An 18,619-nucleotide genomic window follows, 5' to 3' on the forward strand; every position below is an offset into this window, starting at 1 on the left:
TTCTTCGTATTATTTAATACCCATATTTATTTAGATGTCGGTTTCACCATCCTCTTACCAATTTTCCAGCATTATACACAAAAGCCTCTTTTTCGTTGACAGTTAAAATATCGATAGTGATTTGTAAAATTGCCCTATTAATTTTTCAGAAAGAATGAATAACCAAATATTATATAAGTCAAAGACTTAAAGTTTTAGTTCCTTTATCCGATATATTAATAAAAGACTTAAGTAGGGGGATAAAGAGATGATTGAAAGATTGTCATCTAACCCAATTTCCTCACAACTCAGAACAAACAACAATAGTGAAATAACTAACCAGACCCAGGGAATTGATCTAGGACTATTTAAAGAGTTAAAAGAACAGAACCAAGAACATATTAATTTACCTAAAGAAAAAGTTAAAGAAATTGTAGATACCATGAACAAATTTATGGAAGCATCACCTACAGCACTAAAGTTTGAATTCCACGAAGAGTTAAACGAATATTTTGTTAAAATCATTGATGAAAAAACTAAGGAAGTTGTAAGAGAAATTCCTCCAAAGAAAATGCTTGACTTCTATGCAGCAATGAATAAGTTCATTGGTCTTATGGTGGATAAAAAAATCTAAAGGTGATTATACATGGCGAATTTAAGAATTGGCGGTTTGGCCAGCGGAATGGATATCGATCAAATTGTTGGAGATCTAATGAAGGCAGAACGTATGCCCGTTAATAAACTGAAGCAAAAGAAGCAGGTCTTAGAGTGGCGTCGGGATGATTATCGTACGATGAATAATCTCTTCCTGGATTTCCGGAAAGACCTGACGACTATGAAGCTATCATCGACCTTCCGGGTAAGGACGACCTCCTCTACGAATGATGCCCGTGTTTCAGCGACTGCAAATAGTTCTGCAAGCGAATCGTCCTTTTCGATTTCCAGTGTGAAAAGATTGGCCAGTGCGGAAACTGTTAAAAATTCAGGTGCCATTGCTGGCACGGGTTTTGATGCCAGTAAACCATTGTTATCGCAAACTTTTACAAATGGTATAACCTTTAACAATGGAGTCGTGGAAAGTAAGACAGTGAAAACGACAGCAGAGGGTACAACTGTCAATCTTGGGCTTAGTGCAACTGAAATAGACAACCTTGATTCTGCAAAGCTGTCATCATGGAGTGTTAAGGTGAACGGCAAGAGCTATGAGGTAGTTACGGGAACACCAACTGCCGGGGAAGCTCAGGTACAATTTGATACAAACACTGGTAACTTGATTTTCGGAAATACTATTACTAAAGACAGCTCAGTGTCTGTGGAATATGTATCAAAAACCAAAACCGAAACCACATCTTCGATCACAAAAGACACACAGGCGTTGCAACTTACAAATGGGGCACTGGATAATATCACAGGATTGAAGTTGCACATTGGCACTGCTGCTCCGGAAGATTTGACACTTGAAACAGTAACAAATGAACCGAATAGCAGGAGAATCATGAGGGGAACCGAAGAGGTAGGGGTGCTGGATACCATCACAGGAAACATTAAGATTTCTGATGCTATGCGTACTCTGGCCGGATCAACTACGGATCCAATAAAACTTGAACTAACCTATGATCAAAAGTATACCGACTTTTCCGTTTCTTCTTATAAAACAGGGAACGTGAAGGTGACTGAGAATTTCCTGGTAAAGGGAAATGAGTCATTGAACCAGGTTATCAACGAGGTCAACTCTTCCGATGCAGGTGTCACGATGTTCTATGATGATTTTACCAAAGGTATGACCATGACTAGGAAGGAAACTGGAGATTTCAATACTGCTGGTAATGAGATGGATTTTTCCGGCAGCTTTATAGAAGATACCTTAGGGTTTGCATCAGGCCTGGTTACAACAGTTGGAGCCAACGCTGAGTTTACCATCAACGGCCTGTCTACAGAGCGGACATCGAATACTTTCGATATGAATGGAGTAACTTTTACTTTAAAGCAGACCTTCAATACTAATACAGATCCGGCATTGAACACAGATCCTGCGATTACGGTGAATATCAATAATGACACGACAACAGTGTTTGATAATATCAAGAAATTCGTCGATAAATACAATGAACTAATTGATAAGATTCAAAAGAAAACATCTGAGACGTATTATAAAGATTATCAACCATTAACAGATGAGCAGCGTGAAACCTTGAGTGAAAAGCAACAGGAGCAGTGGGAAGAAAAGTCTAAAAGCGGCTTGTTGCGAAGAGATACTATTCTAACAGGTGCATTGTCGCAGATGCGGATGGATTTTTACACACCAGTCGAAAATGCCGAGGTCAGCCCGTTGTTTAACCAACTGGCCAGCATCGGGATCACCACATCAGCTAATTACCTTGAAGGCGGGAAGCTGCAGATCAATGAGGCAAAATTGAAGAAGGCGATTGAAGCAGATCCACTGTCTGTCGAGAAATTGTTCAATGCCACTGGTAATACGGATTCGCAAAACGGAATTACACAACGACTATATGATACGGCCAATGAAATTATGGACAATTTGAGAGAAAAGGCGGGGAATGCTTTTTCAACTAACCAGCAATTCAGCCTCGGAAAAGATTTGTTGAGTGTTGATAGTCAAATTAAACGTTTTGAATCACGACTTACTCAAGTGGAAAGCCGCTATTGGCGCCAGTTCACTGCGATGGAAAAAGCGATACAAAAAGCGAACAGCCAGTCTGCCTACCTGATGCAGCAGTTCAGTATGTAAGTTTTAAAAAGGAGTGTTCTAAATGGCATTAAATAATCCTTACCAGTCATACCAGCAATCATCCGTCAACACGGCTTCGCCGGGTGAGTTGACGTTGATGTTATATAACGGTTGCTTAAAATTTATCAATCTGGCGAAACATGCAATAGACCAGAAGGACATTGAAACGAAGAATACAAATATCATCAAGGCGCAGAAAATCGTTCAGGAACTGATGGTCACGCTGAATATGGATTTGGAAGTTTCACAGAATATGATGTCTCTTTACGATTATATATACCGCCGTTTAATCGAGGCGAATATCAAGAATGAAGTAGCAATCCTGGAGGAAGTCGAAGGACTTGTAACGGAATTCCGCGATACTTGGAAGCAGGTCATCCAGGTGAACCGCCAGAAGCAATTTGCCGAGAGTGGAAGAGTCTAGTGGGTCCGGTCAGCCAATTTTACGAGCGGACAGCGGAATTGATCGATATCCTTAAATCGACAGAGGATCGCGATGGGAAAATTAGTCGTGTCGAAGATTTGCTGGATGAACGTGAGAGCCTGATGAAAGAAATGATTCCACCTTTTTCTCCCGATGAGGTAGAGGTCGGAAAAAAGCTGGTCCAGCTGAATACCAGGCTGATGCAGCTTTTACAATCGGAGAAAATTTCGATTCAGAAGGACATAAAAAGTTTGCAGGCCAAAAAGGAATCCAATAACAAGTACGTCAACCCATATGATAACCTCTCGACCGACGGCGTGTTTTACGACAAAAGAAATTAGGTGGATGGGATGGCAACCCTGACTGAAGAGAAATTCCACATAGTCCAGCAATATGTGGGCTTGCTGGAGACAATCCAGGAGGCATTCGAGCATATACCGGTATGTTTTGAGGAGTTAAGGTATGAAGGAGCAATGGACCTATGGGAAGATATCCTCCTTGCTTTTTCACAGATTGATGACTCCCATCCGGCTATTTCTGAACATTTTGCCGAGAACCCTGGCCTTTTGGTTTACATTGAGCGGTTTGAAGAGGTCCTTGAGGCAACCGAACTGCTGGGAAACGTTAATGACATCGTTCAGGTTGACCAGATAATCAGTAAGAAAATATATCCAGTGTTTTTGTCTTGGAGATTTACGATCGACCAGGAGATAAAGCCTTATTACATTCTCTAGCCGCCCATAATCGGGCGGTTTTTGATTTACGGACAAAATCCTACAAATTATCCACTATTCCGACAGTAAAAACAGACATAAAAATGTCAAATCTTCAGACTGTTTTTGCAGGAGTTCTTTGGGGTAAAATAGAATTAGTAATACATAGTCATATCCCAAAGGAGGAGTCCACTATGAACTACAACATTCGTGGAGAAAACATTGAGGTAACTCCAGCAATCAGAGAGTACGTTGAGAAGAAGGTTGCTAAGCTTGAGCGTTATTTTACGGAGTCACCCAATGCCAATGTAAATGTGAATTTGAAAGTTTACCAAGATAAAAAATCAAAAGTTGAAATTACAATTCCGATGAAGGATCTTGTGCTTCGCGCAGAAGAGCTTCATGAAGATATGTATGCGGCGATCGATCTGATCACTGATAAGCTTGAGCGCCAGATCCGCAAGCATAAAACAAAGGTCAACCGCAAATTCCGTGATAAGGAAAGCCTGAAGGATTTCGTTCCGATTTTCACAGAAGTTGAACAGGTTGAAGAAGATGAAGACCTTGAAGTTGTCCGTACAAAGAGCTTCGACCTGAAGCCGATGGACAGCGAAGAGGCGATCCTGCAGATGAACATGCTGGGCCACAGTTTCTACGTGTTCACAAACGCAGAAACAAACCAAACAAATGTTGTTTACAAGCGTAACGACGGTCGCTATGGCTTGATTGAAGCACAGTAATAATCTATCACTCTACCCACAGTCAGAAGTTGGCTGTGGGTTTTAATTTGTTCTTTTGAAGGGAAAATTATACCGAGTGCCGAAATATTTTTACAGGAGGCGATACATATGACATTTTCAATCGTAGGTTATGATCCCCAGAAAAAAGAATGGGGAATTGCGGTACAATCTAAATTTCTTGGCGTAGGGGCTGTTGTTCCATTTGCGAAAGCAGGAGTGGGAGCTGTGGCTACTCAGTCTTACGCAAATACAGCATATGGGCCACAGGCACTTGAATTGATGGTGCAGGGAAAATCAGCTGAAGAGGCGATGGAGCTGATCACAAAGGACGACCCAGACAAAGAAATGCGCCAGGTCGGCTTGATTGATGCCGAGGGTAATGCAGCAACTTTTACAGGTACATACTGTTATGACTGGGCAGGCGGAGTGACTGGCAAGCATTTTGCAGCCCAGGGAAATATTCTAGTGGACGAAAATACGGTAAAAGCAATTGCTGAAACGTTTGAATCAACGGAAGGCTCGCTTGCACACCGCTTGCTTCAGGCACTCAATGCCGGCCAGCAAGCTGGTGGCGACAGCAGGGGCCAGCAGTCGGCGGCACTTCTTGTCGTCAAGGAACAGGGTGGCTATGGAGGCTATAATGACCGTTACATTGACCTCCGTGTTGATGATCATCCTGAACCAATCACGGAGCTGATCCGCATCTATGGCTTGCAGCAGCTTTATTTTGCCAAAGCGAAGCCGGAGAACGTTGTAGCAGTCGAGGGAGAGGTCAGGGATACAGTCGTACAGCATCTGAAGCGCCTTGATTATCTGAAGGCAGACCCTGCAGACGATGCTGAACTCCATAAAGCGCTCACTGCCTATATCCACACGGAAAACTTCGAAGAACGTGAACAGGAAAAAGGCAAGATCGACCTAGAAGTTTTGGAGTTTATGAAAAATCAATAATCATTGAGTCCCCCTGTCAGCCGGCAGGGGGACTTTTCCGATTGGTTGTCACCCCTTGTCCTAAGTGGTAAAATAGTAAGAAGCAATAAATCGAATTTTTCTAAAAGGGATTCGGTGCATTCAGGGCGAATCTTTTTTCTTTGGGATAATAAATATAATTCACTTCGAGAATTGGCCAGCTCCAGCGCCTAGCCCCTCGAGTCGTTTCGGTCCGCCCAATGAAGTCAAAGAACGACTTCACCGGTCGGCCCTCCAACGCTTGTCGGGGCTGGACAAGGCGCTTGCGCTTTTCGATTTCAACGAGATTCAATAGATAAAAGGAGCGTCTGTATGGGGATTTTAACGAAAATTTTCGACCAGAATAAACGCGATATTAAAAAATTGACAAAAATGGCGGATCAAATCGATGCGCTTGCAGGTGATATGGAAAAGCTGTCTGATGACCAGCTTAGGGAAAAAACGGAAGAGTTCAAGAATCGCTACCAGAATGGCGAATCGACTGATGACCTTCTTGTTGAAGCATTCGCGGTTGTCCGTGAAGGCGCCAAGCGTGTTCTTGGCCTGTATCCTTATAAAGTCCAGCTGATGGGTGGTATCGCTCTTCATGAGGGAAATATCTCTGAGATGAAGACTGGTGAAGGTAAAACCCTTACAGCGACGATGCCGGTTTACCTGAACGCCATCACTGGCCGCGGCGTGCACGTTATCACGGTCAACGAATACCTTGCGAGCCGTGACGCCGTCGAGATGGGCCAGCTGTATGAATTCCTTGGCCTGACTGTCGGTCTCAACCTGAACAGCATGACGAAGGAAGAGAAGCAGGAAGCTTACCGTGCTGATATCACATATGGTACGAACAACGAGTTTGGCTTCGACTATCTGCGCGATAACATGGTGCTCTACTCCGACCAGAAGGTTCAGCGCCCGCTGCACTTCTGCGTCATCGATGAAGTTGACTCCATCTTGATCGATGAAGCGCGTACGCCGTTGATCATTTCCGGCTCTGCGCAAAAATCGGCTGCACTTTACATCCAGGCGAATGCATTCGTCCGCACATTGAAGCGTGAAGAAGACTACACATATGATGAAAAAACGAAGGGTGTCCAGCTGACAGAGGAAGGGATTACGAAGTCTGAGAAGGCTTTCGGCATTGATAATCTTTTTGACATCAAGCATGTGACATTGCTTCACCATATCAATCAGGCAATGAAGGCGCACGCGAGCATGCACAAGGATGTTGATTACGTCGTCCAGGACGGCGAAATCGTCATCGTTGACCAGTTCACTGGCCGTCTGATGAAGGGCCGCCGTTACAGCGAAGGCTTGCACCAGGCGATCGAGGCAAAGGAAGGCCTTGATATCCAGAATGAAAGCATGACACTTGCGACGATCACATTCCAGAACTACTTCCGTATGTATGAAAAGCTGTCCGGTATGACTGGTACAGCAAAGACAGAGGAAGAGGAATTCCGCAATATCTATAACATGAACGTAGTCGTCATCCCGACAAACCGTCCGATCGCTCGTGACGACCGTCCGGATTTAATTTACGCATCGATGCAAGGCAAGTTCAAGGCAGTTGCCGATGATATCGCGGAGCGCCACCAGGCGGGACAACCTGTTCTTGTCGGTACAGTTGCGATTGAAACATCTGAAATCATCTCTGCGTTTTTATCGAAAAAAGGCATCAAGCATAATGTCCTGAACGCGAAAAACCATGAGCGTGAAGCTGATATCATCGCTGAGGCCGGTTCGATGGGCGCGGTGACGATTGCGACAAACATGGCGGGCCGTGGTACAGATATCAAGCTTGGCGAGGGCGTCAAAGAGCTTGGCGGTCTTGCGGTCATCGGTACCGAGCGACATGAGAGCCGTCGTATCGATAACCAGCTCCGCGGACGTTCTGGTCGTCAGGGAGACCCTGGTGTCACTCAGTTCTACCTTTCAATGGAAGATGAACTGATGCGCCGCTTCGGTTCTGATAATATGAAAACAATGATGGAACGCCTTGGCATGGATGACACCCAGCCAATCCAGAGTAAGATGGTTTCAAGAGCCGTAGAATCCGCGCAAAAACGTGTTGAGGGCAACAACTTCGATGCCCGTAAGCAATTGCTTCAGTACGACGATGTTCTTCGCCAGCAGCGTGAGATCATCTACAAGCAGCGTGACGAGGTTCTTGAATCTGAAAACCTTCGCAGCATCGTTGAAAATATGATCAGATCTTCATTGGAGCGCAATGTTTCCGCCCATACGCCAGCTGGCGAAGATATGGAAAGATGGGATCTGAACAGCATCATCGATTATGTGAACGGCAACCTGCTTCATGAAGGTGACATCACTGTCGAAGACCTTCGCGGCAAAGAGCAGGATGAAATCATCGAAGCCATCATGGCGAAGGTGAAAGTCCGCTATGATGAAAAAGAAGAAATGTTGACTGATGAACAGATGCGTGAGTTTGAAAAGGTCATCGTGCTTCGTTCCGTTGACTCGAAGTGGATGGACCACATCGACCAGATGGACCAGCTGCGCCAGGGTATCCACCTGCGTGCATATGGCCAGATCGATCCACTGCGCGAATACCAGCATGAAGGCTTCGCAATGTTCGAGAGCATGGTCCTATCCATCGAAGACGATGTTGCGAAATATATCATGAAGGCTGAAATCCGCAGCAACCTTGAGCGCCAGGAAGTTGCTAAAGGCCAGGCGGTGAATCCGAAGGAAGACGAAGGCGGAAAAGTGAAGAAGAAGCCAGTTGTCAAAACAATGGATGTAGGCCGTAATGATCCATGTATTTGCGGCAGCGGCAAGAAATACAAGAACTGCTGCGGCAAAGCTGAATAAACTGATACAAGAGGCCGGCGGGCAACCCGCTGGTTTCTTTTTGTAGACCAGATGTGAAATTCATTTAGCAAAAAGCTATAATATACTATGAGGTGAATGATATGGAATTAGCAGATATCAGAAATGAGCTTGAGAAAACAGCTAAGAAATTAGCGGACTTCAGGGGGTCTCTTTGACCTCGAAAATAAGGAAGCGCGAATCGCAGAGTTAGAAGACGGCATGCTTGCGCCTGACTTCTGGGATGACCAGCAGAAGGCACAGGTCGTCATCAATGAGGCAAATGCGCTTAAAGAACAGGTAAATGTTTTTAATGAGCTTAGCGAGACATACGAAAATCTCGATTTGACTTATGAGCTTGTAAAAGAAGAGGACGATGCGGATCTTCGGGAAGAGCTGGAGAAGGAGCTTGTCGAGTTCAAAGAGCGCATGAGCGAGTTCGAGCTTCAGTTGCTGTTAAGTGAAGAATACGATAAAAATAACGCAATCCTTGAATTGCATCCAGGTGCTGGCGGAACCGAGTCACAGGATTGGGGTTCGATGCTGTTGCGTATGTATACACGCTGGGCGGAGAAGCGCGGCTTCAAGGTTGAGACTTTGGATTACCTTCCTGGTGACGAAGCGGGAATCAAGAGTGTCACTTTAGCGATCAAAGGTCATAATGCCTATGGATATTTAAAGGCGGAAAAAGGCGTACACCGATTGGTTCGTATATCTCCATTCGATTCTTCTGGCCGCCGCCATACTTCATTTGTATCCTGTGAAGTCATGCCGGAATTCAATAACGAAATCGAAATCGAAATCCGTCCGGAAGATCTGAAAATCGATACGTACCGTGCAAGCGGCGCCGGCGGTCAGCACATCAACACAACTGACTCAGCCGTTCGGATCACGCACTTGCCGACAGGTGTCGTTGTATCATCCCAGGCAGAACGTTCACAGATCAAGAACCGGGAAACATCGATGAAGATGCTGAAAGCAAAGCTATACCAGCGTGAAATCGAGCAGCAGCAAGCCGAACTGGACGAAATCCGCGGCGAGCAAAAAGAAATCGGCTGGGGCAGCCAGATTCGCTCCTACGTCTTCCATCCATACTCCATGGTAAAAGACCACCGCACCAGCGCCGAATCCGGCAACGTGCAGGCTGTCATGGACGGGGATATTGATATGTTTATTGATGCTTATTTGAGGTCTAAGTTGAGTTTGGGTGAGTAACCCAACCTTATTAGGAATCTCCCGCCGGGTTGGCGGGGGATTTTTTTATTTCGGTTGGTACCTTCTGCTTTTTGTAGCTCCAGTCGCAATGAGATTTGAATTTGCCAGCAGCTTGGATGCTAGTTTTTGGGATGGTAAATGCACGAACGACCGAAACTGCTGATTATTGATGGTTGGGGAAATTAAGAGAAAATAGTCTTCTAATGCTTGTAAGTGGGCATCTTTAGCAGTTGCTCCGCAGTGGGGACAATTCCAAGTACCGCTGTATCTCTCCATAGCATAACGAGTGCAAGACGGGCATTGGACTCCGGTAAGGTAATCAGATGGGGTGATTTGAAATTTTGGAAGGTGGGAATCAGGAGGCTGGTCACTCTTTAGTAATAGCTTACTTAGCTTCCTATGTTCTTTTAAGGTAAGCGTGTCTTTTTTATACTTTGAAAGAAACTCTTCAATTTTAAAAATTAGTCTTCCGGGTGGACATACGCGATGGTATACCTCTGGATCATTAGTGGGGTTTCGCAAGGCAGTTGAAGGGTTACTGCTGAAGACTAGGTATTCGATAGGAATCATAGGGTAATGATGGAGATTCAGCCATTTTAGCAAGAGAATGCGGTGTCTTCTTGCCTGTAGAAGTGGGTCATCAAACGTGTCTGTCTTATCATTAAAGCTTCGGTCCATTTGATTGAATTGGGAATTGAAAGTGAGAGTGCCTGCCATGTTCTTGGATTCGATAATAATGGCGAAAGAAGGGGAGAGGAGCAAGGAGTCCATTTGGAAATGAGTTTCACCTGTTTTTAAGCGCAAACCCTGAAATATGTGAAAGGCATCTTCATGGAGCAGGCTAGTGTAGTAGTCTAAAGTTACCTCTCCTTTGTGGCCAGCTCCGAATCTCATTGAATCCTGCAAGACTTCTGCCCGTTTGGGATGTGGATCGGGCAATCTTCTTAAGATAGCATCATTTATTTTGAGTCTTAATGGTACTTTTCTTCTTTTAACAATCAAAATTGGTTTCCTCCTTGTGTGTGATCCTAAATTCTTCGACAGAATATACTATAATTCCTGCTACAAGAGGGGGAGATGAGAAATATTCACTAATAATCGAAGGTAATCTCTACGGAATCTCAATTATTCTCTACGAAAAAAGCATAATCTCTACGAAATGGACCACATTCTCTACGAAAACTGCAATAATCTCTACGTTTACCAATTAACTAGGAAAATACAAAAGCCAGTCACCTTCTTTTAGCAATCCCACCCACCCAACCCGCACGCGTGCTGTACCAAAAAAAGCGGCCCCCCGAAGAAGGCCGCTCCCAAATTAGATAAACAAATTCAATCCAGAATCCTCAGCATCTCCAAGATATGCTGCAACTCCGCCGATCTCGACTCCATCAATCAGCTCTTCTTTTGAAATCCCCATAATGTCCATGCTCATGCCACAGGCGACGAGCTTCACGCCGGCGTCCATGGCGTTTTTCATCAGGGTTTCTAGGCTGTCGACGTTTTTGTTGGCCATGACGGTCTTGATCATCTTCGCACCCATGCCGCCCATGTTCATCTTGGATAATGGCAGGTCGTTTGCGCCCTTTGGCATCATCATGCTGAACATTTTTGCCATCATGTCCTTCTCGGTTGCCGGTGCGTCATTGCGCTTCAGGATGTTCAGTCCCCAGAAGGTGAAGAACAAGGTTACCTCTTTACCCATCGCCGCGGCGCCGGATGCGATGATGAAGGTTGCGATGGCCTTGTCGAGGTCACCGCTGAACACGACCATCGTTGCACCGTTTTTAGCTGGAACAGCTGTTGGCTTGCCTGTAGGAACTTCCACCGGTGCTGCCATCGTATTCAAAGGCACCACGAAGTTTCCTTTCATGATCTGTGCCTTGAATCTCTTATCCTCAAACTTGTTACTGATTAGCTTGTTACCGGTCTTTTCGCACCATGCCTTGATGTCCTTCGCGAATCCTGGATCTGTTGCGTGGACTTCCATCACCTCGCCGTCCTGCATGTCGCCGATTGTTTTGTACACCTTCATGATTGGGCCAGGGCAAGACAGGCCGCAAGCATCAAGAGTCGTCTTCACGGTTGGCGGTACAGTTGCGACGGAAGGAGCCGCAGCCACTAAAGCTGCCTCAACTGCTAATCCAACACTGCTCTGCGCAGCACCAGCAGCAATCTCCTCCATCGCAGCATTACGCTGGGCAACACCATTATCGCTGATTGGTGTACCACAGTTCTGGCTGGCATCCGGCTCGTAGACACAAGAGTAAGTCTTATATCCGCCATCCAGATTGCGAACATTGAATCCAGCCTGCTTAAGGATACGTGAAGCAAGGTAGCCGCGGAGACCGACCTGGCAGTATACATACACTTCTTTCGTAGGAATCTCTCCAAGTCTCTCACGAAGCTCCCCAAGCGGGATGTTAACAGATCCCTCAATCATGCCCATGTCGCGCTCGATTGGCTCACGGACGTCAATCAGGTAGCCGCCGTCTGCAAGGATGTCGTTGATTTCATGCCATTGAACGGTTTCCACAAGACCTTCGGCGATATTCTTCGCTGCGTAACCTGCCATGTTGACTGGGTCTTTTGCAGAAGAATATGGTGGTGCGTATGCCAGCTCAAGATCTGGCAGGTCGAAAATCGTCATGCCGCCTTTGATGGCAGTTGCCAGAACGTCGATACGTTTGTCGGCACCATCATAAGACACTGCTTGAGCACCAAAGATTTTTCCTGTCTCGCGGTCAAAGATCAATTTTAGCGCGATAGGGAACGCACCTGGATAGTATCCGGCGTGAGAGCTTGGGTGAACATGCACGACATCGTAAGAAATGCCAAGACGCTTCAATGTTTTCTCGTTGTTACCTGTGGCGGCAACGGTCATGTCGAACACCTTCGCGATGGAGGTGCCAAGTGTTCCCTGGTACTTGGAGTCGATGCCGTTGATATGGTCAGCAACGATACGTCCCTGACGGTTGGCAGGCCATGCAAGCGGAATATGGGTCGCCTGTCCGTTGATGTAGTCCTTCACTTCAATCGCGTCACCAATTGCGTAAATGCTTTCGTCAGCTGTCTGCAGGCGTTCGTTGACACGGATGGTACCGCGCAAGCCAAGCTCCAGCCCAGCTTCCTTAGCCAATTTATTTTCTGGAGCAACGCCAATCGCAAGGATGACCAAATCTGTCTCGATTTGCTTGCCGCTGTTTAAATTGATTAACTTACCGTTGTTTTCAAATGATTTCACGCCATCTTCAAGAACCAGGTTCACACTTTTTTCCCGCAGATGCTGGTGTAAAATAGAAGCCATTTCAAAGTCGATCGGCGCCATGATCTGGTCTGCCATCTCAACTAAAGTTACTTCGACGCCGCGTTCCCAGAGGTTTTCGGCCATTTCAACACCGATGAAGCCGCCGCCGATGACTGTTGCTTTCTTCGGCTTCTGCTCATCGACATATGCCTTGATTTTATCAGTGTCCGGAATATTGCGAAGCGTGAACAATGCTTCCGCTTCACCAATGCCTGGAATCGGAGGCTTGATTGGGCTAGCCCCTGGTGAAAGAACCAGTACATCATAATTTTCTTCATATCTCTTACCAGTTTTTAAATCAGTAATTTCTACTACCTTGTGTTCACGGTCAATACGAGTCACTTCGCTCAGATTGCGAATGTCCATGTTGAATTTCTTGGACATGCCTTCAACTGTTTGCACAAGCAATGCATCGCGTTCCTGGATGGCACCGCCGATATAATATGGAAGGCCGCAGTTTGCGAAAGAAATATATTCACCGCGTTCGATCATCACGATTTCTGTCTGTTCATCCAATCTTCTTAAACGTGCAGCAGTTGTAGCCCCGCCAGCAACTCCACCTACGATTACCACTTTTTTAGCCATATATATTACCCTCTTTCTAGAGAATTTTATTGTGTAAAGTTGAGCAATCTCAGTTAAAAAAATAATTTCTTCTTATTACAGGAAAGACTAATCAATATGACCGCATCCTTATACGTGAAATATATCACAAAGTACGACTAGGGGTAAGGGTATTTGGTGAATCGTCAAACAATGTTCATAATTTCACAAATTTCTGCAGGTAAGTCGAAACATTTGCTTAAAAAATCTCTGGTTCCTAATTGACACTGTGTTGCCTAAAAAAAGATGACAGAACTCTCCATATAAAATCGAAGTCTTTCTTTCATCCTTTAACACGGCGCACTGCTAGCGTTTACAGAAAATTCGACACATGCTATACTCACTGACGGCATTAATGGAAAAAGGGGATAGGACATTGAAAAAACGGCGAAATCGGACGATTAATCCAGCTTTTTACAAGCTGATTGAATATGTATATGTGTTGATAGGTTCTGGAATTGTGGCTGTATCGTTTAATGTGTTCCTGCTGCCGAACCGTGTGGCTTCAGGCGGAGTGAGCGGGATCAGTACTATTTTGGATGCGACGCTTGGCTGGGAGCCGGCATACGTGCAATGGGCTTTTAATATCCCGTTGTTTATCGCGGGGGTTGTTTTACTAGGAAGACAATATGGGTATAAAACTCTTGCAGGAACCATTTTCCTTCCATTTGTCGTGTTCCTGACGAATGATGTGAAGCCCTGGACTCTCGATCCTTTGCTTGGGTCATTGTTCGGCGGCATCGGTGTCGGTCTGGGCCTTGGGATAGTATTTAGAGGAAATGCGTCAACTGGCGGTACGGATTTGGCCGCGCAAATCATCCATAAGTACACTGGACTTTCACTTGGGACCTGCGTGGCGTTAATTGATGGACTCATTGTATTGTCGGCAGCGATTGTCTTTGATATTGAACGCGGTCTTTATGCTTTGATCGGGCTTTATGTGACTAGTAAAACAATCGACCTTGTGCAGGTTGGCATCGGGCGCTCGAAGATGGCGATGGTCATCACGAACCGCCAGGATGAAGTTCGCGAAGCGATTTTGAATAAAATTGACCGTGGAGTGACAAAACTATCAGCATACGGCGGCTATACGGACCAGGAACGGCCAATCATTATGTGTGTTGTGGACCAGACGGAGTTCACAAAATTGAAACAATTGGTCCAATCCATTGATCCTGCTGCATTTGTGATCGTAATGGATGCTTCAGAGGTATTGGGCGAGGGTTTTAAAAGGGCTTAGTATTGGTATAAAATAGTCGTGTATGCAAAATTTTCTTAGGGGGAGTTAAGTTTGAAGAAGAAATTATTAGCTCTATTAATGGGAACCTCCTTGGCACTGGCAGCCTGCGGCGGTGGTGGCGGCGATGAAGCTGGCGGCGACAAAGCTGGTGCAGATCCGGAAAAGCTTTTTAACCAAAAATGCTCAAGCTGCCATGGCGGCAATCTTGAAGGCGGCGTAGGACCAAAGTTAAGTGATGTAGGTTCACGTCTATCACAGGATGAGATTGAAAGCACAATCGCCAATGGTAAAGGGTCAATGCCTCCAAAATTATTGGAAGGTGACGACGCTTCCGCAGTGGCTGAATGGCTGGCAAACAAGAAATAAGGTCTATGAGGGAAACGTTCTGATCATCATCAGGACGTTTTTTTTACGCCGATTTTACCAGTCTGATACGAGGGTTATTGCTGTCCTTATGCATTTTTGTAAAATCGCCAAATTATTTAGCAATTCAGCAAGCTTCACAATTTGTACATACAAGTTATAGCATTTTTTGTTACATATCAGTAATAAAACTGAAAATTCGACAAATGGAGAAGTGTTGAAGAGGTGCGGATTTTACTAGATAAATAGCTAACTTAGCACAATAAATAGGTTCATAAATTACCCTCAATAGGTATAAAGTGGTATTTTTTATGTAATTTGAAAAGAAACTGTAATATAATAAGGGGTTTTTTTGATAGTGTGAGATGCTATAATAGGTTTGTTACAAATTGTCGAAGAATAGCCGTGTGATAAGACTAACTATCTAAGGTGATACAAAAATGATCGATATGCAGGATGTTTACAAGACTTATTCCAACGGCATCATGGCCGCGAATGGATTTAATGTTCATATAGATGCAGGTGAATTTTTATACGTGGTAGGACCCAGCGGTGCCGGGAAATCTACTTTTATAAAAATGATGTACCGGGAAGTGAAGCCTTCAAAAGGTTCCATCATTATAAATGGTGTCAATCTCGCAAAGCTTAAGGACAGCAAAGTGCCATTGCTTCGCCGCAATATTGGCGTGGTATTCCAGGACTTCAAATTGCTCAATACTCTTTCAGTCTATGAAAATGTCGCGTTTGCGATGGAGGTTATTGAGGAATCACCACAATATATCAAAAAGCGGGTAATGGAGACTTTGGAACTTGTCGGGTTGAAGCATAAGGCCAGAGCGCTACCGACTGAGCTTTCAGGCGGGGAGCAGCAGCGCGTTGCTATCGCTCGTTCAATAGTGAACGCACCGAAAGTGGTGATTGCCGATGAGCCAACGGGTAACCTTGATCCGGACACTTCATGGGAAATCATGAACATCTTTGAAGAAATCAATATGAGGGGAACCACGATTGTCATGGCTACCCACAACAAAGAAATCGTCAACACAATCAAGCATCGCGTTATTGCGATCGAGAACGGCCGGATTGCGCGTGATGAAATGAAAGGTGATTACGGATATGAAAGCTAGAACATTCCGCCGCCACATTCGTGAAAGCTTTAAAAGCTTAGGCCGGAATGGCTGGATGACGTTCGCATCCGTAAGTGCCGTAACGGTTACCTTGCTTTTGGTCGGTGTCTTTTTCGTCATTATGATGAATTTAAATAAAGTCGCAACCACAATTGAGGAGGATGTAGAAATCCGAGTCCATGTGGATGCAGCAGCGAATGACAAAGATAAAAAGGTATTGGAACAGCAAATCAATCAGGTTTCTGGTATCAAGAATGTAACTTTTTCTCCTAAGGAAAAAGAGCTTGAGAATCTGATCGACAGTCTTGGAGACCAGGGTGAAGCCTTCCAGCTGTTTGAGCAGGACAATCCTTTGAACGATGTGTTCGTCGTAAAGACGAAAAATCCTACTGACACAATGAAAGTCGCAAAGAAGATCGAGAAGCTGAATTATGTAGCAACTGTAAAATATGGTCAGGGCAAGGTTGAAAAACTATTCGGTTTTATCAAAGTAAGCCGTAATGTCGGACTCGTCCTCATTGTCGGACTTCTTTTTACTGCCATGTTCCTGATTTCCAATACAATTAAAATCACAATTATGGCGCGTAAACGAGAGATTGAGATTATGAGACTCGTTGGAGCGACAAACGGTTTTATCAGGTGGCCGTTCTTCCTTGAAGGACTATGGTTGGGTATTCTTGGAGCGGTGATTCCGATCGCCGTCGTATCAGCAGCGTATTATTACGCTTACGACTTCTTGAACGAAAAGCTAAAAGATCATTTCATAAGATTGCTTGAATTTAACCCGTTTGTTTACCAGTTATCAGCCATCCTGATCATTATGGGTGCTGCAATTGGAATCTGGGGAAGTCTCATGTCCGTCCGTAAGTTCTTGAAGGTGTAAGGGAGATTGAAATTCTTCCTTAACACTACATAAATAATAGACGATAGATAGAAAGACAAAGTTACGAAACTATCATGAGTAAGAGAGGGGAAAGATCTAGTGAAAAAGCAGATACTCTCACTAGCAGTAGTCAGTACTTTAAGCCTGGGGGCCATTGTAAGCCCATTTTATACGAATCATGCGAATGCAGAATCAATTTCGAATCTGGAAAAACAAAGGCAGGAAGCTTTAAATAAGCGTTCCGGTTTAAACAGTGAAATTGATGAGAAAAAATCTAAAATAACTGAGATTCAATCTGAACAAGATCAAGTCAAGAATGAAATCAGTGCATTAGATAATTCAGTGAAAGATACCGAAAAGAAAATTCAAGATAAAACTGCACAGATCGCCCAAACAACGGCTGAAATTGAGCAGTTGAAAGTTGAAATCGCAGAACTGATTGAGCGTATTGAAAAAAGAAATGAATTATTGAAGGAAAAGGCCCGCTCTATGCAGGAAAGCGGGGGAACGGTAAGTTATATGGACGTTCTCCTGGGTGCACAAAGCTTCAGTGATTTCATCGACCGAGTAAATGCGGTTACGACCATTGTACAAGCTGACAGAGGTATTCTTGAGCAGCATCAAAAAGATAAAGACGACTTGGAGAAAAAGCAAAAGGAAGTTGAAACAAAGCTTGCAAACCTTCAATCGATGAAGAAAGACTTGGAAGACTTGAAAGTTCAGCTTAAAGGGAAAATTGCTAAACAGAAAGAATTGATGAAAGAGCTTGAACACGAAGAGCACAAAATGCACGGAGAAATCAATGATATTGCCGAACAGCAGCAAATCTTAGCTTCACAAGCAGCAGCAATCGAAAAAGCGATCGCCCTTGAGAAGAAGCGTCAGGCTGAGATTGCAGCCGAGCGTGAGAGACAAGCTAAATTAGCTAGGGAAAGAGCAGCGGCGGCAGCGAAACAGAAAAACAGCGGATCATCTGCTTCCGCTTCAACTGCACCAGCTCCTGAAGTTTCTGCCCCTCCAGTATCGAATGGCATGTTCATGTGGCCTGCTCGTGGTTATGTTTCTTCAAACACTGGTTCAAGATGGGGAGCTTATCACTATGGAATCGATATTGCTAGCGGTGGAACTGTTCCAATCGTAGCCGCAGCGGATGGGTATGTCAGCCAATCTTATACATCCAGCAGTTATGGAGAAGTTATCTTTATCACCCATTCTATTAACGGACAGATTTATACGACTGTTTATGCACACATGAGATCTGGTTCAAGAAAAGTAGGGCAAGGTTCAGTAGTATCAAAAGGACAAAGAATTGGTACAATGGGCAGCACAGGCCAATCGACAGGTCAGCACTTGCACTTCGAATTGCACAAAGGACCTTGGACTCCTGACAAGAGAAACTATGTCAATCCAATTCCATATTTGAGATAATCACTTTAAGGAAGAGATTTCGCATCTCTTCCTTTTTTATTTTCCCGTTTAATAGT

The 18,619-nt window shown here is 44.6% G+C and carries 16 protein-coding genes; 14 read left to right on the top strand and 2 right to left on the bottom strand.

Translation table 11 applies throughout. The annotated features are described in order from the left end of the window. Positions 1-247 precede the first annotated feature (247 nt). From flaG to prfB, 9 genes are all read left to right on the top strand, one after another. Positions 248-613, top strand: a complete 366-nt coding sequence (flaG, locus tag J7E38_RS07595; RefSeq protein WP_214706265.1) for a flagellar protein FlaG — start codon at positions 248-250, stop codon at positions 611-613. Between the two features lie 12 nt (positions 614-625). Next, positions 626-2,728 carry a flagellar filament capping protein FliD gene (gene fliD / locus J7E38_RS07600; protein WP_214706266.1) on the top strand — a complete coding sequence of 701 codons (2,103 nt, stop codon included), beginning with the start codon at positions 626-628 and terminating at the stop codon, positions 2,726-2,728. A gap of 22 nt (positions 2,729-2,750) precedes the next feature. Further along, entirely contained in the window at positions 2,751-3,152 is a 402-nt protein-coding gene (gene fliS, locus J7E38_RS07605) for a flagellar export chaperone FliS (protein ID WP_214706267.1), read from the top strand. Beyond that, entirely contained in the window at positions 3,152-3,493 is a 342-nt protein-coding gene (gene fliT / locus J7E38_RS07610; protein WP_214706268.1) for a flagellar protein FliT, read from the top strand. Before fliS ends, fliT begins: the two co-directional genes overlap by 1 nt. 9 nt (positions 3,494-3,502) lie before the next feature. Next, positions 3,503-3,886: a DUF8042 domain-containing protein gene (locus J7E38_RS07615; protein WP_214706269.1), complete on the top strand. Its 384-nt coding sequence runs from the start codon at positions 3,503-3,505 to the stop codon at positions 3,884-3,886. A 173-nt stretch (positions 3,887-4,059) separates the two neighbouring features. After that, the gene (gene hpf / locus J7E38_RS07620) at positions 4,060-4,605 is read left to right on the top strand and encodes a ribosome hibernation-promoting factor, HPF/YfiA family (protein ID WP_041963944.1); all 546 of its coding nucleotides are present in this window, start codon (positions 4,060-4,062) and stop codon (positions 4,603-4,605) included. 108 nt (positions 4,606-4,713) lie between these two features. Beyond that, entirely contained in the window at positions 4,714-5,556 is an 843-nt protein-coding gene (locus J7E38_RS07625) for a DUF1028 domain-containing protein (protein WP_214706270.1), read from the top strand. 330 nt (positions 5,557-5,886) lie between these two features. After that, positions 5,887-8,400 carry a preprotein translocase subunit SecA gene (secA, locus tag J7E38_RS07630; protein ID WP_214706272.1) on the top strand — a complete coding sequence of 838 codons (2,514 nt, stop codon included), beginning with the start codon at positions 5,887-5,889 and terminating at the stop codon, positions 8,398-8,400. Positions 8,401-8,501: 101 nt separating this feature from the next. Next, positions 8,502-9,612, top strand: a protein-coding gene (gene prfB / locus J7E38_RS07635; protein WP_215038298.1) for a peptide chain release factor 2 whose coding sequence is annotated in 2 segments (ribosomal slippage) — positions 8,502-8,573 and positions 8,575-9,612 — 1,110 coding nt in all. Because the reading frame shifts where the segments join, the coding sequence is not laid out codon by codon here. A gap of 45 nt (positions 9,613-9,657) precedes the next feature. Here the strand turns inward: prfB and J7E38_RS07640 are convergent. Next, positions 9,658-10,614 (bottom strand): NERD domain-containing protein, encoded by a 957-nt coding sequence (locus J7E38_RS07640; protein ID WP_214706273.1) that lies wholly within the window; start codon positions 10,612-10,614, stop codon positions 9,658-9,660. Positions 10,615-10,930: 316 nt separating this feature from the next. Continuing rightward, positions 10,931-13,504, bottom strand: a complete 2,574-nt coding sequence (locus tag J7E38_RS07645) for a CoA-disulfide reductase (RefSeq protein WP_214706274.1) — start codon at positions 13,502-13,504, stop codon at positions 10,931-10,933. Positions 13,505-13,853: 349 nt separating this feature from the next. On the opposite strand from J7E38_RS07645, the gene J7E38_RS07650 reads away from it, so the two are divergent. The 5 genes from J7E38_RS07650 (at position 13,854) to J7E38_RS07670 (ending at position 18,563) form a co-directional block, all read left to right on the top strand. Further along, a complete protein-coding gene (locus J7E38_RS07650) occupies positions 13,854-14,762 on the top strand; it encodes a YitT family protein (protein WP_215038299.1) in 909 nt (302 codons plus the stop codon). 51 nt (positions 14,763-14,813) lie between these two features. Beyond that, on the top strand, positions 14,814-15,128 hold the full coding sequence (gene cccB, locus J7E38_RS07655; RefSeq protein WP_214706276.1) for a cytochrome c551: 315 nt from the start codon (positions 14,814-14,816) through the stop codon (positions 15,126-15,128). Between the two features lie 437 nt (positions 15,129-15,565). Beyond that, positions 15,566-16,252 carry a cell division ATP-binding protein FtsE gene (ftsE, locus tag J7E38_RS07660; protein ID WP_214706277.1) on the top strand — a complete coding sequence of 229 codons (687 nt, stop codon included), beginning with the start codon at positions 15,566-15,568 and terminating at the stop codon, positions 16,250-16,252. After that, positions 16,242-17,135 (top strand): permease-like cell division protein FtsX, encoded by an 894-nt coding sequence (gene ftsX, locus J7E38_RS07665; RefSeq protein ID WP_214706279.1) that lies wholly within the window; start codon positions 16,242-16,244, stop codon positions 17,133-17,135. Before ftsE ends, ftsX begins: the two co-directional genes overlap by 11 nt. A gap of 99 nt (positions 17,136-17,234) precedes the next feature. After that, positions 17,235-18,563: a murein hydrolase activator EnvC family protein gene (locus tag J7E38_RS07670; RefSeq protein WP_214706281.1), complete on the top strand. Its 1,329-nt coding sequence runs from the start codon at positions 17,235-17,237 to the stop codon at positions 18,561-18,563. Positions 18,564-18,619 lie beyond the last annotated feature (56 nt).

The sequence above is a fragment of the Bacillus sp. ISL-35 genome (genome assembly GCF_018613355.1).
Classification (GTDB): Bacteria; Bacillota; Bacilli; order Bacillales; family Cytobacillaceae; genus Mesobacillus.